The 24,555-nt window shown below is 68.7% G+C and carries 20 protein-coding genes and 1 riboswitch; of the genes, 13 read left to right on the forward strand and 7 right to left on the reverse strand.

Features of this window, described 5'->3' with window-relative positions:
* Positions 1–8: 8 nt before the first annotated feature.
* The 4 genes from WU80_RS09765 to WU80_RS09780 all read left to right on the forward strand — a co-directional run bounded on the left by WU80_RS09765 (position 9) and on the right by WU80_RS09780 (position 6,557).
* Positions 9–1,193: a CaiB/BaiF CoA-transferase family protein gene (locus WU80_RS09765; RefSeq protein WP_055403897.1), complete on the forward strand. Its 1,185-nt coding sequence runs from the start codon at positions 9–11 to the stop codon at positions 1,191–1,193.
* A gap of 2 nt (positions 1,194–1,195) precedes the next feature.
* Positions 1,196–2,902, forward strand: a complete 1,707-nt coding sequence (locus WU80_RS09770) for a thiamine pyrophosphate-binding protein (protein WP_055403890.1) — start codon at positions 1,196–1,198, stop codon at positions 2,900–2,902.
* A 14-nt stretch (positions 2,903–2,916) separates the two neighbouring features.
* The gene (locus WU80_RS09775) at positions 2,917–4,353 is read left to right on the forward strand and encodes an aldehyde dehydrogenase family protein (protein ID WP_055403889.1); all 1,437 of its coding nucleotides are present in this window, start codon (positions 2,917–2,919) and stop codon (positions 4,351–4,353) included.
* A 200-nt stretch (positions 4,354–4,553) separates the two neighbouring features.
* Positions 4,554–6,557, forward strand: a complete 2,004-nt coding sequence (locus WU80_RS09780) for an acyltransferase family protein (protein ID WP_055403888.1) — start codon at positions 4,554–4,556, stop codon at positions 6,555–6,557.
* Here WU80_RS09780 and WU80_RS09785 read toward each other — a convergent pair.
* Entirely contained in the window at positions 6,554–7,213 is a 660-nt protein-coding gene (locus tag WU80_RS09785; protein WP_055403887.1) for an O-methyltransferase, read from the reverse strand. The genes WU80_RS09780 and WU80_RS09785 overlap by 4 nt on opposite strands.
* A 112-nt stretch (positions 7,214–7,325) precedes the next feature.
* Positions 7,326–7,503: riboswitch (M-box (ykoK) riboswitch) on the forward strand.
* A gap of 268 nt (positions 7,504–7,771) precedes the next feature.
* Between WU80_RS09785 and WU80_RS25810 the strand changes: the two genes are divergently transcribed.
* The 4 genes from WU80_RS25810 (at position 7,772) to WU80_RS09800 (ending at position 10,514) form a co-directional block, all read left to right on the forward strand.
* Positions 7,772–7,993 (forward strand): hypothetical protein, encoded by a 222-nt coding sequence (locus tag WU80_RS25810; RefSeq protein WP_156349594.1) that lies wholly within the window; start codon positions 7,772–7,774, stop codon positions 7,991–7,993.
* A 94-nt stretch (positions 7,994–8,087) separates the two neighbouring features.
* Entirely contained in the window at positions 8,088–8,699 is a 612-nt protein-coding gene (locus tag WU80_RS09790) for a hypothetical protein (RefSeq protein WP_055403886.1), read from the forward strand.
* Between the two features lie 70 nt (positions 8,700–8,769).
* On the forward strand, positions 8,770–9,060 hold the full coding sequence (locus WU80_RS09795) for a YiaA/YiaB family inner membrane protein (RefSeq protein ID WP_055403896.1): 291 nt from the start codon (positions 8,770–8,772) through the stop codon (positions 9,058–9,060).
* A gap of 137 nt (positions 9,061–9,197) precedes the next feature.
* On the forward strand, positions 9,198–10,514 hold the full coding sequence (locus WU80_RS09800) for an acyltransferase (RefSeq protein ID WP_055403885.1): 1,317 nt from the start codon (positions 9,198–9,200) through the stop codon (positions 10,512–10,514).
* Positions 10,515–10,562: 48 nt separating this feature from the next.
* Here the strand turns inward: WU80_RS09800 and WU80_RS09805 are convergent, their stop codons facing one another.
* Genes WU80_RS09805 through WU80_RS09815 form a run of 3 tightly spaced genes read right to left on the reverse strand, consistent with a single transcriptional unit; the run spans position 10,563 to position 13,148 of the window.
* On the reverse strand, positions 10,563–11,225 hold the full coding sequence (locus tag WU80_RS09805; RefSeq protein WP_055403884.1) for a response regulator transcription factor: 663 nt from the start codon (positions 11,223–11,225) through the stop codon (positions 10,563–10,565).
* Positions 11,222–12,361, reverse strand: a complete 1,140-nt coding sequence (gene macS / locus WU80_RS09810) for a MacS family sensor histidine kinase (RefSeq protein ID WP_055403883.1) — start codon at positions 12,359–12,361, stop codon at positions 11,222–11,224. Before macS ends, WU80_RS09805 begins: the two co-directional genes overlap by 4 nt.
* A 31-nt stretch (positions 12,362–12,392) precedes the next feature.
* Positions 12,393–13,148, reverse strand: coding sequence for a L,D-transpeptidase family protein (locus WU80_RS09815; RefSeq protein WP_055403882.1), 756 nt, complete (start codon positions 13,146–13,148; stop codon positions 12,393–12,395).
* A 236-nt stretch (positions 13,149–13,384) separates the two neighbouring features.
* Between WU80_RS09815 and WU80_RS09820 the strand changes: the two genes are divergently transcribed.
* Entirely contained in the window at positions 13,385–14,317 is a 933-nt protein-coding gene (locus WU80_RS09820; RefSeq protein WP_055403895.1) for a LysR family transcriptional regulator, read from the forward strand.
* Positions 14,318–14,320: 3 nt separating this feature from the next.
* On the opposite strand, the gene oxc is transcribed toward WU80_RS09820, so the two are convergent.
* Positions 14,321–16,045: an oxalyl-CoA decarboxylase gene (gene oxc / locus WU80_RS09825; RefSeq protein ID WP_055403881.1), complete on the reverse strand. Its 1,725-nt coding sequence runs from the start codon at positions 16,043–16,045 to the stop codon at positions 14,321–14,323.
* Between the two features lie 252 nt (positions 16,046–16,297).
* On the opposite strand from oxc, the gene WU80_RS09830 reads away from it, so the two are divergent.
* A complete protein-coding gene (locus WU80_RS09830) occupies positions 16,298–17,863 on the forward strand; it encodes a FadD7 family fatty acid--CoA ligase (RefSeq protein ID WP_055403880.1) in 1,566 nt (521 codons plus the stop codon).
* A 4-nt stretch (positions 17,864–17,867) separates the two neighbouring features.
* Here the strand turns inward: WU80_RS09830 and WU80_RS09835 are convergent, their stop codons facing one another.
* Both WU80_RS09835 and WU80_RS09840 read right to left on the reverse strand, forming a co-directional pair.
* Positions 17,868–20,027, reverse strand: coding sequence for an elongation factor G-like protein EF-G2 (locus WU80_RS09835; RefSeq protein ID WP_055403879.1), 2,160 nt, complete (start codon positions 20,025–20,027; stop codon positions 17,868–17,870).
* A gap of 130 nt (positions 20,028–20,157) precedes the next feature.
* On the reverse strand, positions 20,158–20,574 hold the full coding sequence (locus tag WU80_RS09840) for a TIGR03668 family PPOX class F420-dependent oxidoreductase (RefSeq protein WP_055403878.1): 417 nt from the start codon (positions 20,572–20,574) through the stop codon (positions 20,158–20,160).
* A 142-nt stretch (positions 20,575–20,716) separates the two neighbouring features.
* Between WU80_RS09840 and WU80_RS09845 the strand changes: the two genes are divergently transcribed.
* From WU80_RS09845 to WU80_RS09855, 3 genes are all read left to right on the forward strand, one after another.
* Positions 20,717–21,766, forward strand: a complete 1,050-nt coding sequence (locus tag WU80_RS09845; RefSeq protein ID WP_055403877.1) for a S1C family serine protease — start codon at positions 20,717–20,719, stop codon at positions 21,764–21,766.
* Between the two features lie 121 nt (positions 21,767–21,887).
* Complete coding sequence (treS, locus tag WU80_RS09850) at positions 21,888–23,666, forward strand: maltose alpha-D-glucosyltransferase (RefSeq protein ID WP_055403894.1); 1,779 nt, start codon at positions 21,888–21,890, stop codon at positions 23,664–23,666.
* Positions 23,659–24,555: hypothetical protein (locus WU80_RS09855; protein WP_055405753.1), on the forward strand; the 897-nt coding region annotated here is incomplete at its 3' end. The genes treS and WU80_RS09855, both read left to right, overlap by 8 nt.

A 24,555-nucleotide genomic window follows, 5' to 3' on the forward strand; every position in this document is an offset into this window, starting at 1 on the left:
CTGGCCCGTTGGCCGGGGTGCGCGTGATCGACCTCACCGCGATGGTGATGGGACCGTACTGCACGCAGATCATGGCCGACCTGGGCGCGGACGTGATCAAAGTCGAACCCCCGCAGGGGGATAACACCCGCTACATCTCCGTCGGCCCGGCGCCGGGCATGAGCGGGGTGTTCGTCAACGTCAACCGCGGCAAGCGCAGCGTCGTGCTGGACTTGCGGACCGACGCCGGAACGCGCGCGTTGCGCGGTCTCGTCGAAACCGCCGATGTGTTCATCCACTCGATGCGCGCCAAGGCGATCGCCAAGCTCGGCTTCGGCTACGACGACGTCGCCGCGCTGAATCCCGCGATCATCTACACCAATTGCTACGGGTACTCCCGCCGCGGACCCGATCGCGACCGCCCCGCGTACGACGACACGATCCAGGCCGAGTGCGGGCTGCCCGCGGTGCAGCAGCAGTTGACCGGCGAGGCCGATTACGTCGGCACCATCATGGCCGACAAGATCGCCGGGCTGACGGCGCTGTACGCGACGATGATGGCGCTGTTTCACCGCGAGCGCACCGGACAGGGACAAGAGGTCGAGGTCGCCATGTTCGAAACCATGGCCTCCTTCATGCTCGTCGAACACGCCAACGGCGCCCTGTTCGACCCCCCGCTGGGGCCGGCGGTGTATCCGCGCACCGTGGCGCCCAACCGCCGCCCGTACCGCACCAGCGACGGCTACCTCGCCGCGTTGATCTACAACGACAAACACTGGGACGCCTTCATGAAGGCCGTGCAGCCACCGTGGGCCAGCGAGCTGTACTCGACGCTGGAACAGCGCGCCCGCGAGATCGACACCGTGTACGGACTGGTGGCCGAGACGATGAAAGAACGGTCCACCGAACAGTGGTTGGCGCTCCTGCGCGAATTGGAGATACCGGCCGCGCCGCTGAACACGCCCGGCGCACTGTTCGACGATCCGCACCTCAACGCGGTCGGCATGTTCGAGACGGTGGACACCCCCCACGGGCCGGTGCGCTTCCCCGGCGTACCCACCTGGTTCTCCCAGACGCCGGGCCGCGTCGCGGGGCCGGCGCCGGAGCTCGGCGCCCACACCGAAGAAGTGCTCGCCGAGCTCGGGTCGAGACAACGCCGAAAAGCCGTGCCGGAGGGCGAATTCGCCGCGGCCCGCGACGGAAAGGAACTCTAGCCATGGGCGTGCCCGTCTACAAGCGCGTGCTCGACCTGTTCGAGGCCGAGGGGGTGAACACGCTCTTCGGAATCCCGGACCCGAACTTCGTGCACGTGTTCGCCGAGGCCGACGCCCGCGGTTGGTCGGTGGTCGCTCCGCATCACGAACTGAGCGCGGGATTCATGGCCGAGGCGGCGTCGCGGATGACGGGCAGACCCGGCCTCTGCATCGGCACGCTGGGGCCGGGCATGGCCAACATGGCCGGGGCGATCCAGTGCGCGCTGGTGGAGAACTCGCCGGTGATCTTCCTCGGCGGCCAGCGCGCCCGCGTCACCGAACGCCGGGTGCGGCGCGGGCGCATCCAATTCGTCCGCCAGGAGCCACTTTTCGCGGCGTCCGTCAAGTACAGCGCGTCCATCGAATACGCCGACCAGACCGACGAGATCGTCCGCGAGGCGCTCCGCCGGGCCATGTCCGGCACGCCCGGCCCGGCCTACATCGAGTACCCGTCGCACGTCATCCTCTCCGAACTGGATGTGCCGGATCCGCTGCCGCCGCACCGCTACCGGCTCGTCAACCAGACCGCCGGTGAGCGCGAGGTGGCCGAGGCGGCGAAGCTGATCCGTGCCGCCCAGAGTCCGATCCTGTTGGTCGGGCACGCGGTGCACACCTCGCGCACCGGTGCGGCGGTCAGGCAGCTGGCCGATCTGATGGCCTGCCCGGTGATCCAAACCTCCGGCGGCACCTCGTTCATCGAGGGCCTCGAGGACCGCACCTTCGCCTACGGCTTCTCGCCGGCGGCCGTCGAGGCGGTGGTGAAGTCCGACCTGTGCGTCGCGCTGGGCACCGAGCTCGGTGAACCGAGCCACTACGGCAGGACCCGGCACTGGGCACCGAACGACGCAACGCGCAAATGGGTTCTGGTCGAGCAGGATCCGGTCGCCGTTGGCGTCAACCGGCCCATCGACGTGCCCCTGGTCGGCGACCTGCGCGGGGTGGTGCCCCAGCTGGTGGACGCGCTGCGGGGCAGCCCGCGGAAGGCATCGGTCGATCTGGACCGGTGGATCTCCGAGGACGCGGCCGAGCTGGCGCAGCTCGCCGAGAACGCCCCGACCGGCCGGACGCCCGTCCACCCGGCGCGCTTCGTCGTCGAGGCGACCAAGGCGTTCCCGAAGGACGGCATCCTGGTCCGCGATGGGGGAGCCACCGTCATCTTCCAGTGGACCTATTCGCAGGCCAAGCCGCACGACGTCATCTGGAACCAGAACTTCGGCCACCTCGGCACCGGCTTGCCCTACGCTATCGGCGCCTCGGTCGCCGAGGGTGGGAAGCGCCCGGTGATGCTGCTGACCAGCGACTCGGCCTTCCTCTTTCACATCGCCGAGCTGGAAACGGCCGCGCGCCAGCAACTTCCGCTGGTGTGCGTGGTGGGTGTCGACCACCAGTGGGGCCTCGAGGTGGGCGTCTACAAGCGCACCTTCCCGCAACCGTCGCCGCAACCCGGCGTGCACTGGAGCAAAGACGTGCGCCTCGACAAGGTGGCCGAGGGCTTCGGCTGCCACGGCGAGTACGTCGAGAAGGAGGAGGAGATCGGCCCGGCGATCGCGCGGGCCTACGCGAGCGGCAAGACGGCCGTCGTCCACGTCTGCATCGATCCGAAGGCCAATTCCGAGGAGATGCCCAAGTACGACGAGTTCCGCACCTGGTACGCCGAGGGCACCCAATAAGACAAGGAGCAGTCATGCGCGAATACCTCAAGTTCTACATCGACGGCCGGTGGGTCGATCCGGTGCGCCCCAACACATTCGATGTCGAGAACCCGGCCACCGAGCAGGTCTCGGGGAGGATCTCGCTCGGTTCGGCCGCCGACGTCGACGTGGCGGTCACCGCCGCGCGGCGCGCTTTCGCCGGCTGGTCACAAACCAGTCGCGAGCAGCGCCTCGATCTGCTGGAGGCCATTCTCGCCGAATACGGCAAACGCGCGGGCGATCTCGCCGACGCGGTCACCGAGGAAATGGGCGCCCCACCCTCACTGGCCGCGGGCCCCCAGGTGCAACTCGGGCTCGGGCACCTGGTGACCGCGATCGACGTGCTGAAAAACTTCGAGTTCTCCGAGCAGCACGGCGCCACGCTGATCTCCAAGGAGCCGATCGGCGTCTGCGGGTTGATCACGCCGTGGAACTGGCCGCTCAACCAGATCGCGGTGAAGGTGTATCCGGCGCTCGCGACGGGCTGCACGATGATCCTGAAACCGTCTGAGGTCGCGCCGTATTCGGCCTACATCTTCACCGAGATTCTCGACGCGGCGGGCGTGCCGGCCGGTGTCTACAACCTGGTCAACGGCGACGGTCCCGGCGTCGGCGTGGCCCTGTCGAGCCACGCGGGAGTCGACATGGTGTCGTTCACCGGCTCCACGCGCGCCGGCGTCGAGGTGGCACGCAACGCCGCAACGACGGTCAAGCGGGTGACCCAGGAACTCGGCGGCAAGAGCCCCAACATCGTCCTCGACGACGCGGGCTTCGCCGACAGCGTCCGTGCCGGCGTGCTCAACATGATGCCCAATTCCGGGCAGAGCTGTAACGCGCCGTCGCGCATGCTGGTCCCGAACTCGCGGATGGCCGAGGCCAGCACCATCGCGCGGGAAGTTGCCGAACAGGTGAAGGTGGGCGACCCCGCCGACAAGACCGCGATCGGTCCGGTGGCGTCGCAGGCGCAGTTCGAGAAGGTCCAGCGGCTGATCCAGCAGGGCATCGACGAGGGCGCGACCGTCGTCGCCGGCGGTCCGGGACGGCCCGAGGGGCTGCAGACGGGCTACTACGTCAAGCCGACGGTCTTCGCGAACGTCACCAACGACATGACGATCGCCCGCGAGGAGATCTTCGGGCCGGTGCTCTGCATCCTGGGCTATGACGACATAGATCAGGCCGTCGAAATCGCCAACGACACCGACTACGGCCTGGCGGGCTATGTTTCGGGCGCCGACGTCGACCGGGCGCGCGAGGTGGCCCACCGGATCCGCGCCGGATGGGTGACGATCAATCACGCCTTCGACATGAACGCGGCCTTCGGCGGCTACAAGCACAGCGGCAACGGGCGCGAATGGAGCGAATTCGGCTTCCACGAGTACCTGGAAGTCAAGAGCACGCTTGGCTACGCGCCGGACAAGGCCGCCCACTGACGCCGTTGCGTGTCCTCCACTGAATCCGGCGCCCCCGCCCTTAAGCTGGCTCCGATCAAGAGGAGGGGCAGCGACGTATCGGCATCAACTATGGCGCCGGGCGACACGAAGGTCAGGGCGCGCTAACCGCGAGCGCTGAGCCGGGCGGGACTCATCCCGCGCCGGCGCGTCGTGCTCCGCGGCCCCGGTGGGTCGCGCCCGTGCGCAGAGTCGGTCGCCTGGCGATCTGGGATAAACCCGAGCGGCGCAGCGGAATTCCCGCACTCGACGGATTACGCGCGATAGCCGTCGCGCTGGTGCTGGTCGGGCACGGCGGCATCCCCGGGGTGAGCGGCGGATTCATCGGCGTCGACGTCTTCTTCGTGCTCAGCGGCTTCCTGATCACCTCGCTGCTCCTGGACGAACTGGGGCGCACCGGCCGTATCGAGCTGACCGGCTTCTGGATTCGCCGCGCGCGCCGGCTGCTGCCCGCCCTGGTGTTGATGGTGCTCACGGTCGCCGCGGCCCGCCAGCTGCTTCCCGACCGGTCCCTCACCGGCCTGCGCGACGACGCGATCGCGGCGTTCCTGTGGATGGCGAACTGGCGGTTCGTTGCCCAGAAGACCGACTACTTCACGCAGGGCGCCCCGCCGTCACCGCTGCAGCACACCTGGTCGCTCGGGGTGGAGGAGCAGTACTACTTCGTCTGGCCGGTGCTGCTGATCGCGGTGACGCTGGCGTTGGCCGCGCGGGCCAGGCGCCGCTTCACCCGGGCCACCGTGGGCGGCGTCCGCTTCACCGCGTTCCTCATCGCCACCGTCGGCGCGCTGGCCTCGGCGGCGGTCGCCATGGTGATGGTGTCCGACAACGCCCGCGACCGCGTCTATTTCGGCACCGATACCCGAGCGCAGGCGTTGCTCACCGGCGCCGCGGCGGCGGCCCTGCTGGTGCGCGACTGGCCCTCACTCAACCGCGGCTGGTGCCTGATCCGGACCCGGTGGGCCCGGCGCGTCGCCCGCATCCTGCCGCTCGCCGGCCTGGCGGGGCTCGCGGCGGTGACCCATTACGCCACCGGCAGCAGCGGCGAGTTCCGCCACGGCCTGCTCATCGGGGTCGCCATCGCGTCCGTCTTCGTGGTGGCGCCGGTGGCGTTGGAGCAGCGCGGGGCGGTCGCCCGCCTCCTGGCCGCGCCGCCGCTGGTGTGGCTGGGCACCATCTCCTACGGGGTCTACCTCTGGCACTGGCCAATCTTCTTGGTGCTCAACGGCGAACGCACCGGATGGACCGGGCTGCCACTGTTCGCCGCCCGGTGCGGCGCGACGGTGGCGCTGGCCGCGTTGTCCTACTGGCTGATCGAGCAACCCATCCGGCGCTGGCGGCCGGCGCGCGTGCCGCTGTTGCCGCTGGCGGCGGCGACGGTGGCCAGCGCGGCGGCGGTGACACTGCTGGTGGTTCCGGTGGGGACCGGGCCCGGCTTGCGCGAGGTCGGGCTGCCGCCCGGCGTCTCGGCGGTCGCCGCGGTGTCTCCGTCTCCGCCGGGTGGTGGCCACCCGGCCGGTCCGCGCGATCCCAATCGGCCGTTCACCGTCTCGGTGTTCGGAGATTCCATCGGGTGGACGTGGATGCATTACCTGCCGCCCACACCGGGATTCGCGTTCCTCGACCACACGGTCATCGGCTGCAGCCTGGTGCGCGGCACACCGTACCGCTACATCGGTCAAACCCTGGAGCAGCGACCGGAATGCGACGGCTGGCCGATCCGGTGGTCGACGCAGGTCGGTCAGGACCAGCCGGACGTCGCGCTGCTGATCATCGGCCGTTGGGAAACGGTGGACCGCGTCAACGAGGGCCAATGGACCCACATCGGTGATCCCACCTTCGACGCGTACCTCAACGGCGAGCTGGAGCGAGCGCTGAACATCGTGAGTTCCACCGGCGTTCGCGTGGTGGTGGCCACCGTGCCGTACAGCAGGGGCGGCGAAAAGCCGGACGGCCGGCTGTATCCGGAGGACCAGCCCGACCGGGTCAACCTGTGGAACACCATGCTACGCAAGACGGTCAGCCACCATCCGAACGTGCAGATCCTGGATCTGAACAAGAAGCTCTGCCCGGATGGCGTTTACACCGCCAAGGTCGACGGCATCAAAGTGCGCAGCGACGGCGTCCACCTCACGCCCGAAGGGGTGAAGTGGTTGACGCCGTGGCTCGAGGAATCCCTGCGCTAAGCCCCGGTGCGGCAGCTGATTTCCATGCTGTCGCTGTCCCGCACCGCGAAGTTGAAACTGACGTAACCGTTTGTGGGATCGCGCACGCGGTCGAGATACGGCTGGGTGTCCGCGGCGCTGGTGTTGTCGGCGACCACCAGTGCGCCGGTCGACAACCGCGGCTCGAGCAGCTCGATCACCGGCAAATACAGGTCCTTCCAACCGTCCAGCAACACGAAGTCGACCGGTTGATCCAGGCCGGCCAGCGTGGCCAACGCGTCCCCTTCGAGGATGGTGATCACGTCGTCCAGACCGGTTTGCTCGAATGTCTTTCGCGCGGCGGCAATCTTGGTGTCATTGAGCTCGGTCGTCACCACCCGGCCGGCACCGTTGTCGCGCACCGCGGACGCCAGGTGGACCGCGGAGATGCCGAACGACATCCCGAATTCGACGACCGTCGCCGGCCGGGTCGCGCGCACCAGGGCGTACAGCAGCCGGCCGGCTTCGGGCGTGACCGGGATGTAGAACTCGCTCATCGCGTCGGCGCGCTCCCGCGCGGTCATCGGCCGGTCGAAGTCACCACGCCTCTCCCGCAGCAGCGACATCTGCTCCTTCGCCTCGGTGTACATGCGGTCGAGCACGGTCGCGACCTTCGAATCCTGCAAAGTATTGGGCATGTCCTCGAGGGTAGGCGTCGGCGTCCGCGCGCAGGTAGGAGCGGCCCGACCCGCCCCAACGACCTCGCGAATGGGTTTGACGGGCAACGGGACGCGGTGTACAAAGGTTTCGCAAGCACCTCGGTAGGTGAGGCGTCTGCATGGACACAGGCCACTGACCCCGAACGTCGAGAGACGCCCCGGGTCAGGACAGCTCTTCCCGGACCCAAGGGTTGAGCCCAAGTGGCTTCCGGGCCCATCGGCTCCGGATACGCCGTGCAGTGCCGAAGCTCCGACGAGAGGGGTGCGACCGGCGGCGCGCCGCCGGCATTCGCTGCCCTCCCGTTTCAGGTGACATGTGAGGACACCCGCGTGTGTCGTGGCCGTGAGGAGGTGAGGGCGAGATGAGTCCGGGCGATAGTCCACATCCGAAATCCGTTTTGTCCCGAACCGGTTCCGGCCGTCCTTCCGCCGCCTGAGCCTCGGCGTCGCCGGCGACTCACCAGGAGTTTGCGGGCTGTCGCTCATGCGCGAGCGCTTTTGGCCGGGCCGATCGGGCCTCCTCAAAAGGAGAAGATCATGGCTTTTGTTGTCACACAACGCGTTACCGGTCGCACCCGCGGGCGTGGGCGGGCGTTGCTCCGGTCGGCGCGGCTGCTGGCCACCAAGCTGCACGCGCGCAGCGCCCTGACTCCGCAGGAGCGGGCCAACCTGTACGTGTCGCGGATGCCCATCGCGGTGGTGACCGCGTCGCTGGGTGGGCACCCGTCGACCGGCACGGGTTCCACGAGAACACGATGACGGTCTCGCCCGAGGCGGTCGTCGTGGGCCCGGCCGCCTCGCTGTGAGGCGTATCTTCGAATGGGTCTGTCCGGCGGACGCGGAAGGAAAGCCCATGGAGGTCGCCAGCATCGGTGTCGCCCGCGTTGCACTCGCGACCGTCCTGGCCGGCGCGGCCCTCGCCGGGTGCGGCGGCAGCAACAACGCATCGCCGACGTCGTCCTCGCGTTCGGCCGCCCCCTTGACCAGTTCCAGCGTGGCCAGCCCGGCACCGGGACAACCCACCGATTACAGCGCTTTGCTGATCAAGGTGACCGATATCGGCGGGGACCTGACCACCCCGCAGCCCCCGGTGCTGAACCCCAACAACGCACCGGGGGTGGCGCAGTTGTTCGCGAGCGCCGACAACAGCCGGCGGATCGGTGACACCATCCTGATCGTCGCCGACCCCGCGACGGCGGCCGCCGGAATCGACAACACCAAGACCAATTACGGCGGCAAGGTCAGCGGCACGTGGCAACCGGTCGACGTCGGCTCCAACGGGACGATGATCTCGGGTACATCGCCCGACAACGCCCAAGCGGTGACGGTGCTGCTGTTCAGCGAGGGCAGGGCGCTGGTCAACCTCGAATTCGACAGCGCGGCAGGCGATCCGATCGATCCCGCGGTTGCCACCGATATCGGGCGTAAGCAGGACGCCGCCATCAGGAAGGGCCTGCCCGGCTAGCCGAACGCCGGGACGGATTTGAGTAGTTTTGCGGATTCGGTCCGCCGGTACGCCGCGCATGCTGGGTGGCATGACCATTCCAAACAGCATGTCCAAGACAACCGCCGCCTTCTTCGTGCAAGCCGCGGCCGCCTTCGGTATCAGCTTCATCGCGGCCCTGGCCGGCATCTACTTCCTTCCCCTTGATGCTTGGCAACGGCTGTTTCTCGGCATCACCTTCCTGTTCCTGGTGTCGAGCGCGTTCACCCTGGCCAAGGTGATCCGCGACCAGCACGAAGCCGCGACAGTTCGGGTGCGTCTCGACGAAGCGCGCATCGAGAAACTGCTGGCCGACTACGACCCCCTCAACACCGCGACCTGAGTAGTACTACTCACGCACTACGCGTAGAACCGCTCGGGCGCGGGCGCACCCGAGCCGTGATGCTTAGTTCATGCTCCCGCGCACCGACGAACACCGTTTGGCGCCAACAATATTTGAGAAAGGTAGGTCTGTGCTCCATGCCCGCGCTGGCAAGATTCCCCGACGTCGCCGAGGTTGCGGCCGCCACCCCGGCCGACCGCGATCGCGTCCTGGACGTCATTCGCATCACCTCGCTGATCGGTGTGGTCCTCGGCCACACCGTGATGGCCATCAGCATCATTCGCAATCACGTGTTGATCTGGGACAACCTGCTGACCACGTCGGCTTGGTTTCAGGCGGCGACCTGGATCCTGCAGATCATGCCGCTGTTCTTCTTCGCCGGCGCCGCGGCCTGCGCATCGTCGTGGTCACCCGGGACCAATTGGGGTGACTGGCTGCTGAAACGCTGCACGCGCCTGTTTCGGCCCGTGTTCTACTACCTGGCCTTCTGGGCCGTGGTGTTGACGGTGCTTTACCACCTTGTGCCGCAGCATGTTTACCAGCCGGTCGCGGGTGTGAGCACCCAGCTGTTGTGGTTCCTGGGCGCCTACGTGCTGGTGCTGGCCGCGATGCCGCTGTTGTACCGCATCACCACCGCCGGGCGCCTGGCCGCGGGGGCGGCCGCCGTCTACGTGACGATCGCGGTCATCGATGCCTGCCGGTTGCACTGGCCGGCGCTGATGCCCCTGGGCTACCTCAACCTGGCCGTGTGGCTGATCCCGGCCATGTTCGGCATCGCCTACCGCCGTGGCCTGCTCACCGGCCGCGCCGCACTGGCCGTGGCAGCCACCTTCTTCGCCGTCGACGTCGCCCTCGTGCAGTGGGGGCCGTACCAGATCAGCATGGTGGGCACCGGTGATCACCAGCTGTCCAACACCAGCCCGCCTTCGCTGCTGCTGGCCGGGCACGCAATCATCCTGAGCGCCTTGGCGATCGCCGCCGCGCCGGCGATCTCTCGCTGGGCCCAGCGACCGCGGGTGTGGTGGTGGACCGCGATCGGCAACTCCGGCGCGATGACGCTGTACTTGTGGCACATGCCCGTGCTGCTGGGCGTGCACCTGGCCTTCGACTACCTCGGTTGGCCTCGTTACCCGGGGGCGCACGATTTCCTCGCCGTGAGCCTGGCTCAGGTGCTCATCGTGGTCGGGGTGGTGGCGGTGCTGTTCGTCGCGCTGCGGCCGCTGGAGAACAACCCGCTGTCCGGTTGGGACGGCGCCCCCACGGTCACCGCCCGCGGGCGGGGGACGGTCATCGGTGTGCTGTTGTGCGTGGCGGGCGTCGCGATCCTGGCCGCCATCAGGTGGGGTCTCAAAGACGACGGCCTGGTCTGCATGGCGGTGATGGTGACCGCGCTGGTTGCCGCCCGCGCGGTTACCGCGGCACCGGCGCAGCGCCGCAGCACAATTGGTGGATAGGCGAGGGATCCGATGACCCGCGGGGCAGTCGGGCGGCCGCCGCGCGGGTCACGGCTCCTCGTCGAGGCCATGCTCGATGGCGTACCGGGCCAGCTCCACCCGGTTGGCAACCTGCAGCTTGCGAAAGGTCGCCTGGACGTGGTTTTCCACCGTGCGGTGGCTGAGCGAGAGCCGCTGGGCGATCTGCTTGGCGGACAACCCCTTTGCGACGAAGCGCAACACCTCGGTCTCGCGTGCGGTGAGGGCGGGCCGGGCGGGACCGTCGTCCTTACTCTGGGCGATCCGGCGGTACTCACCCAGCACCAGCCCGGCCAGGCTGGGGGTGAACACGGCGCGGCCCTCGGCCGTGGCCGTCACCGCCTGTGTCAGTTCGGCTTTGGATGCGCTCTTGACGAGGTATCCGGTCGCGCCGGCTTTGACGGCCTCCAAGACATCCTCGCGCTCGTCGGATGCCGACAGCACCAGCACCCTGGACGACGAGGAGACCGCCAACACCGCGGCGGTCGCCTGTGCGCCGTCGCCGTCGGGCAGTTGCATATCCATCACGACCACGTCGGGCTTGACCACGCTCGCCCGCCGCTGGGCGGCGGCCACACCGTCGGCGGTGGCGACCACGGTGAAACCCTCGTCGGCCAGGTCGCGGGCGACCGCGTCGCGCCAGATCGGATGGTCGTCGACGACCATCACCGTCGTGGTCACCGCACCGGTCATCGGGTCCCTCTGCGCGGCACGCACAGCTCCCACTCGGCGCCTTCCCCGGGTTCGCTGTGCAGTTGGGCGGTGCCGCCCAGCGAGTCCAGCCGGCCCACGATGGATTGGGAAATGCCAAGGCGCCCTTGGCCGGCCGCCTCCGCGAGTCGGCCAGGGGCGATTCCCACCCCGTCGTCGCGGACGCTCACCAGCACCGAATCGCCGAGGTCTTCGACGAGCACGAACGCGCGGGCGCCGGGGCCGGCGTGGGCGCGCACGTTGTCCAGCGCGTTGCCCACGGCCGCGTCGAGCTCGGTACCCACGAAGCGCGGCAAGGGCACCGGCGTCGGGGGCAGGCTCAACGACACCCGGTCGGACTCCCGGCGGCGCAGCAGGCTGCTCAGGTCGATCGTGGCGCCGTCGGCGTCCGGGTCGATGTCCGTGCACGCGAGCCAGCGCCGCAGGGCGCGTTCCTGCTCGCTGGCAAGGTCGGCTAGTTCGGCTGTGGCGCCGCCGATTTCGTGGCCCCTCTTGGCCACCAGGGCCAGCACCTGGATAGCACCGTCGTGGACTTCGCGGGACAAGCGGTCCCGTTCCTGCACGGCGGCGGTCAACCGGGCCGCCCGTTGCAGCTCGTCGTGGGCGCGCCGCGCGGTCTGAGCGGCCATACCGATCGCCATCCCGATGGCGAGTTCGATTATGGCGGTGGCGTTATGACCGAGGTTGAGGGCGAGGTAGTTCTTGACCGCGAAGTTGGTGGCCATCACCACCAATCCCGTCAACATCCCTCCCGCGGGACCGAACTGGATGGCGGCGGAAATCGTGGGGTTGCTGGCCCACAACGTCGTCGGCCACGTTTGGTTCTCGGCCGCCCAGTGCGGGTCGGCGACAATGGTGTTCGACGACATGAGCAGCACGACGATCACGATCTCGGCGAGCACCCAGGAGGGCCTGCGCCCGAACCCGCGCAAGTAGGCCACCGCGCAGGCCGCGCTCCATCCGATCAGCACCGCGAACAGCACCCACCCCAGCGCGGGCCGGCGCAGATCGGGATTGACGGCTATCTGAAATCCGGTCGCGTAGATACAGCTCAGCAGCCGAAACACCTGTGCCGCACGCCAAAGCGGCGTGGTGGGATCCAGGCCGTTTCTCGCCATCACGGGAGGCCGGGAGTCCGCCGGGCCGGTGTCAGGCGACGACTTGGATCGGATCGCCGACGTTCACCTGGTTGAAGTACCAGGCGGCGTTGTCCGGGCTGAGATTGATACAGCCGTGGCTCACGTTGGCGTAGCCCTGGGAGTCAACCGACCAGGGCGCCGAATGCACGTAGACACCGCTCCAGGTGACCCGGACGGCGTATTGGGCGGTGATCTTGTATCCCTCGGGCGAACTCAGCGGGATGCCGATGGTCCGCGAATCCATCACCACCGAGCGCTCCTTCTCCAGGGCGGTGAAGTTGCCGATCGGGGTGGGCCGGCTCGGCTTGCCCATCGAGGCGGGCATGGTGCGCAGTACTTCGCCGTTGCGGCTGACGGTGAAGGTGTGCCCGGACAGGCTGGCGACTCCGAGTAGCGCATCTCCGGTGTCAAAACCCGTCGTCAGAGCCTGGATGCCGACCGAGACGTGGGTGTGGGTGGGCCAGTACTGGTTCGGCACCCACTGCACCACGTTGTTCTCGACCCACTCGAAGTGTCCGGGCGTGTTGCTGGGCGAAGTGACGTGGATCGACCGCTCCGCGGCGGCACGATCGCTGACCGGCGCACTGAACCGCACCACGACCGGGTGCGCCACGCCCACGGTCGCGCCGTTAGCCGGCAAAACCGAGGCAACGACGGGCGCGGGCTGCGGTACCGGCATCGACGCGTGGCTGCGGCCGGGCGATGCGACCAGACCCATTGCTGTGATCGCGACCATAACAAATAGATAACGAACACCTCGACGCATAGCGCCCGCCCTTCGAGATGGTGCGATTGACACGACTGTATTCTACCGGTTGTTCCCCCGTTACCGCTTTCAGCAAACTTTTTTGGCTTCGCCAGGTCAAGTTCGGCGCGATCACCGTGGCCTCCCGGGGGTTCCGTGCAGCACGGGCGCTTTGGCAACCGAGCGGGCCGCCGGACTGGCTGGCGCGCCGCCGACCCGCTAGCCTCAGCAAAATCCCGGAGCCCGAGGAGGTGCGGGTGCTCTTCCGTCAGCTGGAGTACTTCGTCGCGGTCGCCCAGGAGCGCCACTTCGCGCGGGCCGCCGAGAAGTGCTTCGTGTCGCAACCCGCGCTGTCCGCCGCGATCGCGAAGCTGGAACGGGAATTGAACGTCACGCTGATCAATCGTGGGCACAGCTTCGAGGGCCTGACGCCCGAAGGCGATCGGTTGGTGGTGTGGGCCAGGCGGATTCTCGCCGAGCACGACGCCTTCAAGGCCGAGGTGCACGCGGTGCGGTCGGGCATCACCGGCATGTTGCGGCTGGGCACGGTCCCCACCGCGTCGACGACGGCCTCGTTGGTGCTGTCGGCGTTCTGCTCGACGCACCCATTGGCGAAGGTGCACATCCTTTCCCGACTGGCGGGCAGCGAACTGTACCGGCGGCTGCGGGAATTCGAACTGGACGCCGCGATCGTGCACGCCGCGCCCGACGAGGCCAACGACGTTAATTTTGTGCCGCTGTACACGGAGCACTATGTGCTGTTGTCGCCGGCGGACATGTTGGGGTCCGCCGCCCCGACGATGACCTGGCCCGAGGCCGCACAGTTACCGCTGGCGTTGCTCGCGCCCGAGATGCGGGACCGCCAGATCATCGACAAGGCCTTCGCCGACCACGCCATCGAAGTCGCTCCGCAGGTCGAAACCGATTCCGTCGCTTCGCTTTTCGCTCAGGTCGCCGCGGGGAACTGGGCATGCATCGTTCCGCACACCTGGTTGTGGAGCTCGCCGCTGGGCCCGGAGGTCCGCGCGGTGCGGATGGTGGATCCGGTGCTCACCGCCGACGTCGCCCTGGCCACCAACGCCGCCGGACCCGGATCGCCGGTCGCCCGCGCGCTCGCCGCATGCGCCGCGGGGCTATCGCTGGACGAGTTCTTCGACGCGCAGCTATCGCGCATCACCCATCGACTTTGACCGTCACCCAGCCGACGCCTTGCTGGTGGGGTTCAGGCTCGCCAGGTGGCCGCTTTCCACCCCGGCCGCCGGGTCGAGCTCGCAGTCGATGATCGCCGGCGCGCGCGCCGCGATCGCCTCGGATAACGCCGACCGCAACTCCGCCGGGGTCCTGACGTGATAACCCTTGCCGCCGAAGGCCTCCGCGATGAGCTCGTGACGCGCCCGCGCGTTCAGCACGGTGGGCGCCGGGTCGGTTCCGTTGGGGGCTTCATCGCCGCGATAGACGCCGCCGTTGTTGAGAATGACGACGGTCACCGGCAGCCGGTAGCGGCAGATGGTCTCGATTTCCATGCCGCTGAAACCGAATGCGCTGTCACCCTCGATCGCGACCACGGGTTCACCGGTCTCCACGGCGGCGGCGATGGCGTACCCCATGCCGATGCCCATCACGCCCCAGGTCCCCGTGTCCAGCCGGTGCCGCGGCAGCTCCATGCCGATGACGTTGCGGGCCAGGTCCAGCGCGTTGGCGCCCTCGTTGACGACATAAACGCCCGGGTTCTCCTGCAGCACCGCGCGAATGGCGCCCAGCGCGTTGTAAAAGCGCATGGGATGGGGATCTTCGGTCAACCGCTCGCGCATCTTCGCGTCGTTGCGGGAGGTGCGCTCGGTCAGCTCTTCGGTCCAATCCGCCGGCACCGTGATGCGATGGGTGGCCAGGCCGTCGCGCAGCGCCGACATCACCGAGCCGATGTCGCCGACCAGGGGAGCCGCGATCGGCTGATTGCTGTCGAATTCGGACGGGGCGATATCGACTTGCAGGAATTTGGCGTCGGCGGACCATTGCGGCGAATCCCCTTGGCCGAGTAGCCAGTTCAACCGCGCGCCGACCAGCAACACCACGTCCGCGCGTGCGACCGCCAGCGAGCGCGCCGCCGCCGCGGACTGCGGGTGGGAATCCGGCAGCAGCCCCTTGGCCATCGACATCGGCAGGAACGGAATTCCGCTCACCTCGACGAAATCGCGAATCACGTTGTCGGCCTGGGCGTATGCCGCGCCCTTGCCGAGCACGATCAGCGGCCGGTGGGCTTGCGCCAGCACCTGCAGGGCGCGCTCGACCGCCTCGGGTGCCGGTGGCTGCCGGGGCGCCGGGTCGACGATCCGCCACACCGTGTGCGCCCCGGCTGCCGCGTCCATGGCCTGCCCCAACACCTCACCGGGAATGTCGAGGTACACCCCGCCGGGCCGGCCGGAGATCGCGGTGCGGACGGCGCGCGCCACGCCGCGCCCGATGTCCTCGATCCGGCTGATGCGATAGGCCGCCTTCGCGAACGGCCGCGCGGCGTTGAGCTGGTCGAGGTCCTGGTAGTCACCGCGCTGCAAGTCGACCAGCGCGCGATTGCTGGAGCCCGAGAGCTGAATCATCGGAAAGCAGTTCGCGGTGGCGTTGGCGAGCGCCGGCAACCCGTTGAGGAAACCGGGCCCGGACGTGGTGAGGCAGACCCCCGGCCGGCGGGTCAGGAATCCGGCCGCGGCCGCGGCGTTACCGGCCGAGGTCTCCTGCCGGAAGCCGATGTAGCGGATCCCGGACGCCTGCGCGACGCGGGCGAGGTCGGTGATCGGGATGCCGACGATCCCGTAGATGGTGTCCACGTCGTTGGCCTTGAGCGCCTCCACCACCAGGTGGAAGCCGTCGATCAAACGCGCGGACTCGGGCGCCTGGTCGGGAGATGCCGAAACTGCGGTCATGGTGGCGGCTCCTCGCGTGTGGTCTTCAGGTGAAGTGAGCGTCGGCCCTTACTCTGACGCGCCCGCCCGGCCGGTGTCCAAGACCGCGCCGCTATGCAGCGATTCATCCCATCTATCGGCGCTGTTCAGTGCGGTTACGGGCCGTCGATAGCCGGCGGTTATCGGTCGTGAGTGAATCGATATTGGACGCGCCGCCACGCCGCCCGGCATGGTTCGAGCAGATGATGGTGACGACGGAGAAGGAGCGCGGCGATGGGGACTGAGACGATCACCGGCGGCGACGGGGCGAGGCAGATCGCGGGACCCCGCATCGCCGACCTTGTCCAGGACGCGGCACGCCGATACCCGGAGGCGCCCGCGCTTATCGTCAGCGCCGATCGGATCCCGGTCAGCTATCGCGAGCTACTCCGATTGGTGGAGGACCTGGCCGGGCAGCTGATGCGGGGCGGCCTACTGCCGGGTGACCGCGTCGCGCTGCGCTTCGCAAGCAACGCCGAATTCGTCGTTGGGCTGCTGGCGGCTTCGCGGGCCGACCTGGTCGCGGTCCCGCTGGATCCGGCCCTGCCGGTCGGGGAGCAGCTCGCCCGCAGCGAGGCGGTGGGTGCCCGGGCGGTGCTGATCGACGGTGACGCGCCCGACGACGAAGGGGCCCTGCCGTGGTGGCCGCTCGCGGTGACGGTCGGTGGCCCGACGGTGCGGGTGGACGTGAACGCCGCTCCCGCGCAAGATTTTTCGACACCCGAGGGCCTGCGTGACGACGACGCGATGATCATGTTCACCGGCGGCACCACCGGGGTGCCGAAGATGGTGCCCTGGACCCGCGGCAACCTCGCGGCCTCGGTGCGGGCCATCATCGCCGGATACGGGCTCGGGCCCGCGGACGCCACCGTTGCCGTGATGCCGCTCTACCACGGCCACGGGCTGCTGGCCGCGCTGCTCGCGACCCTGGCCTCCGGGGGCGCGGTGCTGCTGCCGGCGCGCGGACGGTTCTCCGCGCACACCTTCTGGGACGACATCGGCGCGGTCGGCGCCACCTGGTACACGGCCGTCCCGACCATCCACCAGATCTTGTTGGAGCGGGCCGAAACCGACCGACCCGGCAACGCGGCATTGCGGTTCATCCGCAGTTGCAGCGCGCCCCTGACGGCCGAGACGGCGCAGGCGCTGCAGGGCACCTTCTCGGCCCCGGTGGTGTGCGCCTTCGGCATGACCGAAGCCACCCACCAGGTCGCGACGACCGAGGTCGGCCACACCGAAAACCCGGCTGCCACACCGGGTCTCGTCGGCCGCTCGACCGGACCGGAGATTCGGATCGTCGGTCCCGACGGCCGCCCGGTGCCGGCGGGCGAGGTCGGGGAGGTCTGGCTGCACGGACCGAGTGTGGTCCGCGGCTACCTCGGCGACCCGGCGATCACCGCGGCCAACTTCACCGACGGCTGGCTGCGCACCGGCGACCTCGGAACGCTCTCGGCGGCGGGCGAACTCGTCATCCGCGGCCGGATCAAGGAACTCATCAACCGGGGCGGGGAGAAGATTTCCCCGGAACGCGTGGAGGGCGTGCTGGGCAGCCACCCCGACGTGCTGGAGGTGGCCGTCTTCGGCGTGCCGGACAAGCTGTACGGCGAGGCGGTGGCGGCGGTGATCGTGCCGCGGGGTTCCGCCGCGCCGACCTCGGAGGAACTCGCGGCGTTCGCCGGCGACCGGCTGGCCCCCTTCGAGGTGCCGGCCAGCTTCCAGCAGGCTACGGAGCTACCGCACACCGCGAAGGGCTCGCTGGACCGTCGCGCCGTCGCGCAGCGATTCGGCGGCGGGGCGTAACGCCTCAGACGCCGGCCTTCACGCGGGTGGCCGCGGCCTCCGGCATGGGTTCGTAGCGGGCGAAGCCACGAGTGAACGACGCGGCCCCGTGGGCCAGTGACCGCAAGTCGATCGCGTAGCGCGTCAACTCCACCTGGGGCACCTCGGCTTTGACCAGCGTGCGTTCGTTGCCCGCGGTCTCGGTGCCCAGCACGCGACCGCGGCGACCCGACAGGTCGCCCATGACCGCGCCGACGAAGTCGTCGGGCACCAGCACCGAGATCTCGTCGATGGGCTCGAGCAGGCTCACCTTCGTCGCCGCGGCGGCCTCCCGCAGCGCCAGCGCGCCCGCCGCCTGGAACGCGAAGTCCGACGAATCCACGCTGTGCGCCTTGCCGTCGAGCAGGGTCACCCGGATGTCGACGACGGGATAGCCGGCGTGCACGCCCTTTTCCATCTGCGCGCGCACACCCTTCTCCACGCTTGGGATGAATTGCCGGGGCACCGCGCCGCCGACCACCTTGTCGAGGAACTCGAATCCCGAGCCCTCCGGCAGCGGCTCAACTTCGATGTCGCACACCGCGTATTGACCATGCCCGCCGGATTGCTTGACATGGCGGCCGTGCCCCTTTGCCTTGCCGCCGAACGTCTCTCGCAGCGGCACCCGAAGTTCCACGGTGTCGACGGTGACGCCGTACCGGTTGGCCAGCGCGTCGAGGACCACGCCGGCGTGGGCCTCGCCCATGCACCACAACACGATCTGGTGGGTTTCCTGATTCTGCTCGATCCGCAGCGTCGGGTCCTCGGCGGCCAGCCGGCCCAGCCCCACCGACAGCTTGTCCTCGTCGGTCTTGGCGTGCGCCTGGATGGCCACCGGGAGCAGGGGCTCGGGCATCGTCCACGGTCTCAGCACGAGCGGCTCGGCCTTGTCGGAAAGGGTGTCCCCGGTCTCGGCCCGGCTGAGCTTGCCGATCGCGCAGATGTCGCCCGCGACCACGGCCTGGGCGGGGCGTTGCTGCTTGCCGAGCGGGAAGGACAGCACTCCGACGCGTTCGTCTTCGTCGTGGTCGGGATGCGTGTGGCCGTTCCCGTTGACCGCGCCGAAGAACGACGCGAAATGGCCCGACACATGAACCGTCGTGTCGGGCCTGATGGTCCCGGAGAAGACCCGGACCAGGCTGAGCCGTCCGACGTAGGGGTCCGACGTCGTCTTCACCACCTCGGCCAGCAGCGGCGCGTCGGGGTCACAGGTCAGGGTCGCGTGGGTGGCGCCCTGCGGCGTAAACACCTCCGGCAGCGGGTGTTCCATCGGCGACGGGAATCCGCGGGTGGCGACCTCCAGCAATTCCAGGGTGCCGACGCCGGTGCTGCTGCAGACCGGGATCACCGGGAAGAACGACCCGCGGGCGACAGCCCGCTCCAGGTCCTCGATGAGCACCGCCTCGTCGATGGATTCACCGCCGAGGTAGCGATCCATCAGCGACTCGTCCTCCGATTCCTCGATGATGCCCTCGATCAGGGTGCCGCGGGCCTCCTCGATCCGATCGGCGTCGGACACCTCGGGCGGTTGCATGGTCCGCTTGCCGCCGGCGTATTGGTAGCGGGTCTGCGACAGCAACCCGATCAGGCCTTCACAGGACGGTAGGTGAGTCGGCAGGTACAGCGGTAACACCTTGTCGCCGAACGCATTCTGCGCGGCGGCCAGCGCCTCGGAATAGTTGGCGCGGGTGTGATCGAGCTTGGTGATCACCACGGCGCGCGGCATGCCGACCTGATCGCATTCCTGCCACAGCGATTTGGTGGGCTCGTCGACGCCCTCGTTGGCGGCGATCACGAACAGCGCGCAATCCGCGGCGCGCAGGCCGGCCCGCAGCTCGCCGACGAAATCCGCGTACCCGGGGGTGTCCACCAGGTTGATCTTGATGCCGTCGTGCGCCAGCGAGGCGACGGCCAGCCCGACGGACCGCTGTTGGCGGATCTCGGCCTCGTCGTAGTCGCACACCGTGCTGCCGTCGGTGACGGAGCCCGCCCTGGTGAGCACCCCGCCGGCGACCAACAGCGCCTCGACCAGGGTGGTCTTGCCGCCGCCCGAGGGCCCGACCAGGACGATGTTGCGCACATCGCCGGGACCGTTCGCGGTGGGAGCGGCCGCTGCGCCCTGGGAAGCATTCGCCTTGTCCGCCATGCCGTTCCTCCAGTTCTCCGCCATCGCCGTGCGCCGACGCGGTGTGCGCTAGCTCACAGGGCCACAAGCAACTTTTCCCCCAACCGCGGCCCAACACAAGGCCACGGGACGGCCACAATTGCGCCGGCTGTCAGGCGTGCCAGCTCGACCAGCGGCGCACCGCGATCGCGATCACCGGCCCGTCCAGCGGAACAGTTTGGTACTGCGGGTATTTGGCGCGCAGCAGCCGATATGCGGCCGCCACCGCCGCCCCGCCGGTGTGGATGGTGGCCGCACCGTCGGCCCGAACCCACCACAACCGCGTCCAGTCATCGGCGTAGTGGTCGACCAGCAGGCTCACGTGCGGGTTCTCTTCGATGTTGGCCAGCCGGCGCAGCCGCCGCGTCGTCTTGGGTTTGGCGTCGACGGCGGTGTACACCACCTCGGGGTGATCCCCGGCTACCGCGAATACCACCGGCACCAGGTGGGGGAGACCGTCGGGCGTGATCGTGCCCAGCCGGGCCACCGGGGATTGGCTGAACCTGGCCTGGGGGTCGAATTCGCCCACCGTGTCAGCCTAGGCGCAGAACGCAACCTACCCACTGCCATGAATAGCTACCTGCATTACGGTTATATACAGACAATTGTGCCGCCCAGAATCGCACGGCCGGGGCAGCTTGGTGTTACCGCGACGCAGGAAGGGTGACGGGATGAGCAAATCGCACCACCGCTCGGTCCGGTGGTCATGGTTGGTCAGCGTGTTGGCGGCGGTCGGACTGGGCCTCGGTTTGGGCACCGTACCGGCGGCCGCGTCGCCGTTCACCGCGCCGCAGGCGCCCCTCGACCCGGCGGCATTGGCCGGCCAGGTGGGGCCGCAGGTGGTCAACATCAACACCAAGTTCGGCTACAACAACGCGGTGGGCGCCGGCACCGGCATCGTCATCGACCCCAACGGCGTCGTGCTGACCAACAACCACGTCATCTCCGGGGCGACGGACATCAGCGCGTTCGACGTCGGCAACGGGCAGACGTACGCCGTCGACGTGGTCGGCTACGACCGCAGTCAGGACATCGCGGTGCTGCAGCTTCGCGGGGCCGCCGGGCTGCCTACCGCCGCGATCGGTGGCGGGGTCTCGGTGGGCGAGCCGGTGGTCGCGATGGGCAACGCCGGCGGCCAGGGCGGAACGCCCAGCGCCGTGTCCGGCAAGGTCATTGCGCTCAACCAGTCCGTCTCGGCGACCGACACCCTGACCGGCGCGAACGAGTCGTTGGGCGGGCTGATCCAGGCCGACACGCCGATCCGGCCCGGGGACTCGGGCGGCCCGCTGGTGAACAACGCCGGCCAGGTCGTCGGCGTGAACACCGCCGCCACCGACAACTACAAGATGTCGGGCGGCGGGCAGGGCTTCGCCATCCCGATCGGCCGGGCGATGGGCGTGGCCGGCCAGATCCGGTCGGGCGCCGGCTCGAACACCGTGCACATCGGCCCCACCGCCTTCCTCGGCCTGGGCGTGACCGACAGCAACGGCAGCGGCGCGCGCGTCGAGCGGGTGGTCACCGGCGGCCCCGCCGCGTCGGCCGGGATCTCACCCGGTGACGTCATCACCGGCGTCGACAACGTCGCGATCACCGGGGCCACGTCGATGACGGACGTGCTGGTCCCGCACCACCCCGGGGACAACATCGCGGTCCACTACCGCTCCGCCGGTGGCGGCGACCGCACCACGAATGTGACGCTGGCGGACGGACCTCCGGCCTGACACCCGCGCCGATAACCCCCGGCTGGCGGCCAAATGGCTTGCCAGCGGGCGTTTTTCGCGACATGTGCGTTGGCGTGATTTCGAATGTCGCGCCTCGGGTACCCGTGGCATCGTGGATTTGATGAACGACGCAAGAGAAGCTGTCGAGCACCATCCCGCGGGGGGCAGTCACGTTCAGGACGGCGTGGTCGAGCACCCCGACTCCGATGACTTCGACAACGCCGCCGCCCTGCCCACCGACCCGACGTGGTTCAAGCACGCCGTGTTCTACGAGGTGTTGGTCCGGGCGTTCTTCGACGCCAACGCCGACGGCTCGGGTGACCTGCGGGGGTTGCTCTCGCGCCTGGACTACCTGCAGTGGCTGGGCATCGACTGCATCTGGCTGCCGCCGTTCTATGACTCGCCGCTGCGCGACGGCGGTTACGACATCCGGGACTTCTACAAGGTGCTGCCCGAGTTCGGCACGGTCGAGGATTTCGTCGCGCTGCTCAACGCCGCGCACGAGCGGGGCATCCGCGTCATCACCGATTTGGTGATGAATCACACGTCGGAGTCGCACCCCTGGTTTCAGGAGTCGCGGCACGACCCGGACGGCCCGTACGGCGACTTCTACGTCTGGAGCGACACCAGCGAGCGCTACACCGACGCCCGGATCATCTTCGTCGACACCGAGGAGTCCAACTGGACCTTCGATCCGGTGCGCCGCCAGTTCTACTGGCACCGGTTCTTCTCGCATCAGCCGGATCTGAACTACGACAACCCGGCCGTGCAGGAAGCCATGATCGACGTGCTTCGCTTCTGGCTGGGCCTGGGCATCGACGGGTTCCGGCTGGACGCCGTGCCCTACCTGTTCGAGCGCGAAGGCACCAACTGCGAGAACCTGCCCGAGACGCACGCCTTCCTCAAGCGCGTCCGCAAGGTGATCGACGACGAATTCCCGGGCCGGGTGCTGCTCGCCGAGGCCAATCAGTGGCCGGCCGACGTCGTCGAGTACTTCGGCGACACCAGCACCGGCGGCGACGAATGCCACATGGCGTTTCACTTCCCGCTGATGCCGCGCATCTTCATGGCGGTTCGCCGGGAATCGCGCATTCCGATCTCGGAGATCCTGGCGCAGACGCCGGAGATCCCCGACATGGCGCAATGGGGAATCTTCCTGCGCAACCACGACGAGCTGACGCTCGAGATGGTCACCGACGAAGAGCGCGACTACATGTACTCCGAGTACGCCAAGGATCCGCGGATGAAGGCGAACGTCGGAATCCGGCGCCGGCTGGCGCCGCTGCTGGACAACGACCGCAACCAGATCGAGCTGTTCACCGCGCTGCTGCTGTCGCTGCCCGGCTCGCCGGTGCTGTACTACGGCGACGAGATCGGCATGGGCGACGTGATCTGGCTGGGTGATCGCGACGGTGTGCGCACCCCGATGCAGTGGACGCCGGACCGTAACGCCGGGTTCTCCAAGGCCAACCCGGGCCGGCTCTACCTGCCCGCCAGCCAGGACTCGGTCTACGGCTACCAGGCGGTCAACGTGGAGGCCCAGCGGGACACCTCCACGTCGCTGCTGAACTTCACCCGCATGATGCTGGCCGTGCGGCGCCGCCACGAGGCCTTCGCGATCGGCTCGTTCGAGGAGCTGGGCGGCTCCAACCCGTCGGTGCTGGCGTTCGTGCGGCAGGTGCGCGACGGCGGCGACACGGTGCTGTGCGTCAACAACCTGTCGCGCTTCCCGCAGCCGATCGAACTCAATCTGCAGCACTGGAGCGGTTGCACGCCGGTGGAACTGACCGGCCACGTCGAGTTTCCGCGGATCGGGCACCTGCCCTACCTGCTGACCTTGCCGGGGCACGGGTTCTATTGGTTCCAGCTGACCGCATGTGAGGAGGACTCGCGTGACTGACCCAGCCAAACTGCCGTGGTCGGACTGGCTCCCACAGCAACGGTGGTACGCCGGACGCAACCGGGAGCTGACCTCAGCCGAAGCCGCCGTGATCATCCCGCTCCGGGACGACCTCGACCTGGTTCTGGTCGACGTCCAGTACGCCGACGGTTCGTCCGAGCGCTACCAGGTGATCGTGCGATGGGATGCCGCGCCGGTATCCGAGTACAGCACCGTGGCCACCATCGGCGCAGCCGGCGACCGCACCGGCTTCGACGCCCTGTACGACACCGATGCGCCGAAATTCCTGCTGTCGTTGATCGACGAATCGGCCGTCCGCGGTTCGTCGGGCGCCGAGGTGCGGTTCGTCAAGGAACCCGACGTCGGCCTGCCACTGGAGGCCATGCCGCACGTCTCCGACGCCGAGCAGAGCAACACCAGCGTCATCTTCGACCGGGACGCGATCTTCAAGGCGTTTCGCCGGGTCAGCGGCGGCATCAACCCCGACATCGAACTGAATCGGGTGTTGGGCCGGGCCGGCAACCCGCATGTGGCCCGGCTGCTGGGCACCTACGAGATGCCCGGCTCGGCGGGGACCCCCGACGCGGCGTGGCCGCTGGGCATGGTGACCGAGTTCGCGGCCAACGCCGCGGAGGGCTGGGCGATGGCCACCGCCAGCGTCCGCGACCTGTTCGCCGAGGCCGACCTCTACGCGTACGAAGTCGGGGGTGACTTCGCGGGCGAGTCCTACCGGCTGGGCGAGGCCGTGGCGTCGGTGCACGCCACCCTGGCCGAATCCCTGGGAACGGCGCAGTCGGCCTTCCCGGTCGACACCGTGCTGGCGCGGCTGTCGGCGACGGTGGCGAAGGTTCCCGAGCTGCAGGAGTACTGTCTCTTATACACATCTGAC

The sequence above is a fragment of the Mycobacterium sp. UM_11 genome, assembly GCF_001414075.1.
GTDB lineage: Bacteria > Actinomycetota > Actinomycetes > Mycobacteriales > Mycobacteriaceae > Mycobacterium.

Excerpts from the sequence above, each read along its gene's own strand:
- WU80_RS09770 (WP_055403890.1), top strand. The coding sequence starts at position 1,196 with ATGGGCGTGCCCGTCTACAAGCGCGTGCTCGACCTGTTCGAGGCCGAG.
- WU80_RS09775 (WP_055403889.1), top strand. The coding sequence starts at position 2,917 with ATGCGCGAATACCTCAAGTTCTACATCGACGGCCGGTGGGTCGATCCG.
- WU80_RS09785 (WP_055403887.1), bottom strand. The coding sequence starts at position 7,213 with ATGCCCAATACTTTGCAGGATTCGAAGGTCGCGACCGTGCTCGACCGC.
- WU80_RS25810 (WP_156349594.1), top strand. The coding sequence starts at position 7,772 with ATGGCTTTTGTTGTCACACAACGCGTTACCGGTCGCACCCGCGGGCGT.
- WU80_RS09790 (WP_055403886.1), top strand. The coding sequence starts at position 8,088 with ATGGAGGTCGCCAGCATCGGTGTCGCCCGCGTTGCACTCGCGACCGTC.
- WU80_RS09795 (WP_055403896.1), top strand. The coding sequence starts at position 8,770 with ATGACCATTCCAAACAGCATGTCCAAGACAACCGCCGCCTTCTTCGTG.
- WU80_RS09800 (WP_055403885.1), top strand. The coding sequence starts at position 9,198 with ATGCCCGCGCTGGCAAGATTCCCCGACGTCGCCGAGGTTGCGGCCGCC.
- WU80_RS09805 (WP_055403884.1), bottom strand. The coding sequence starts at position 11,225 with ATGACCGGTGCGGTGACCACGACGGTGATGGTCGTCGACGACCATCCG.
- macS (WP_055403883.1), bottom strand. The coding sequence starts at position 12,361 with ATGGCGAGAAACGGCCTGGATCCCACCACGCCGCTTTGGCGTGCGGCA.
- WU80_RS09815 (WP_055403882.1), bottom strand. The coding sequence starts at position 13,148 with ATGCGTCGAGGTGTTCGTTATCTATTTGTTATGGTCGCGATCACAGCA.
- oxc (WP_055403881.1), bottom strand. The coding sequence starts at position 16,045 with ATGACCGCAGTTTCGGCATCTCCCGACCAGGCGCCCGAGTCCGCGCGT.
- WU80_RS09830 (WP_055403880.1), top strand. The coding sequence starts at position 16,298 with ATGGGGACTGAGACGATCACCGGCGGCGACGGGGCGAGGCAGATCGCG.
- WU80_RS09835 (WP_055403879.1), bottom strand. The coding sequence starts at position 20,027 with ATGGCGGACAAGGCGAATGCTTCCCAGGGCGCAGCGGCCGCTCCCACC.
- WU80_RS09845 (WP_055403877.1), top strand. The coding sequence starts at position 20,717 with ATGAGCAAATCGCACCACCGCTCGGTCCGGTGGTCATGGTTGGTCAGC.
- treS (WP_055403894.1), top strand. The coding sequence starts at position 21,888 with ATGAACGACGCAAGAGAAGCTGTCGAGCACCATCCCGCGGGGGGCAGT.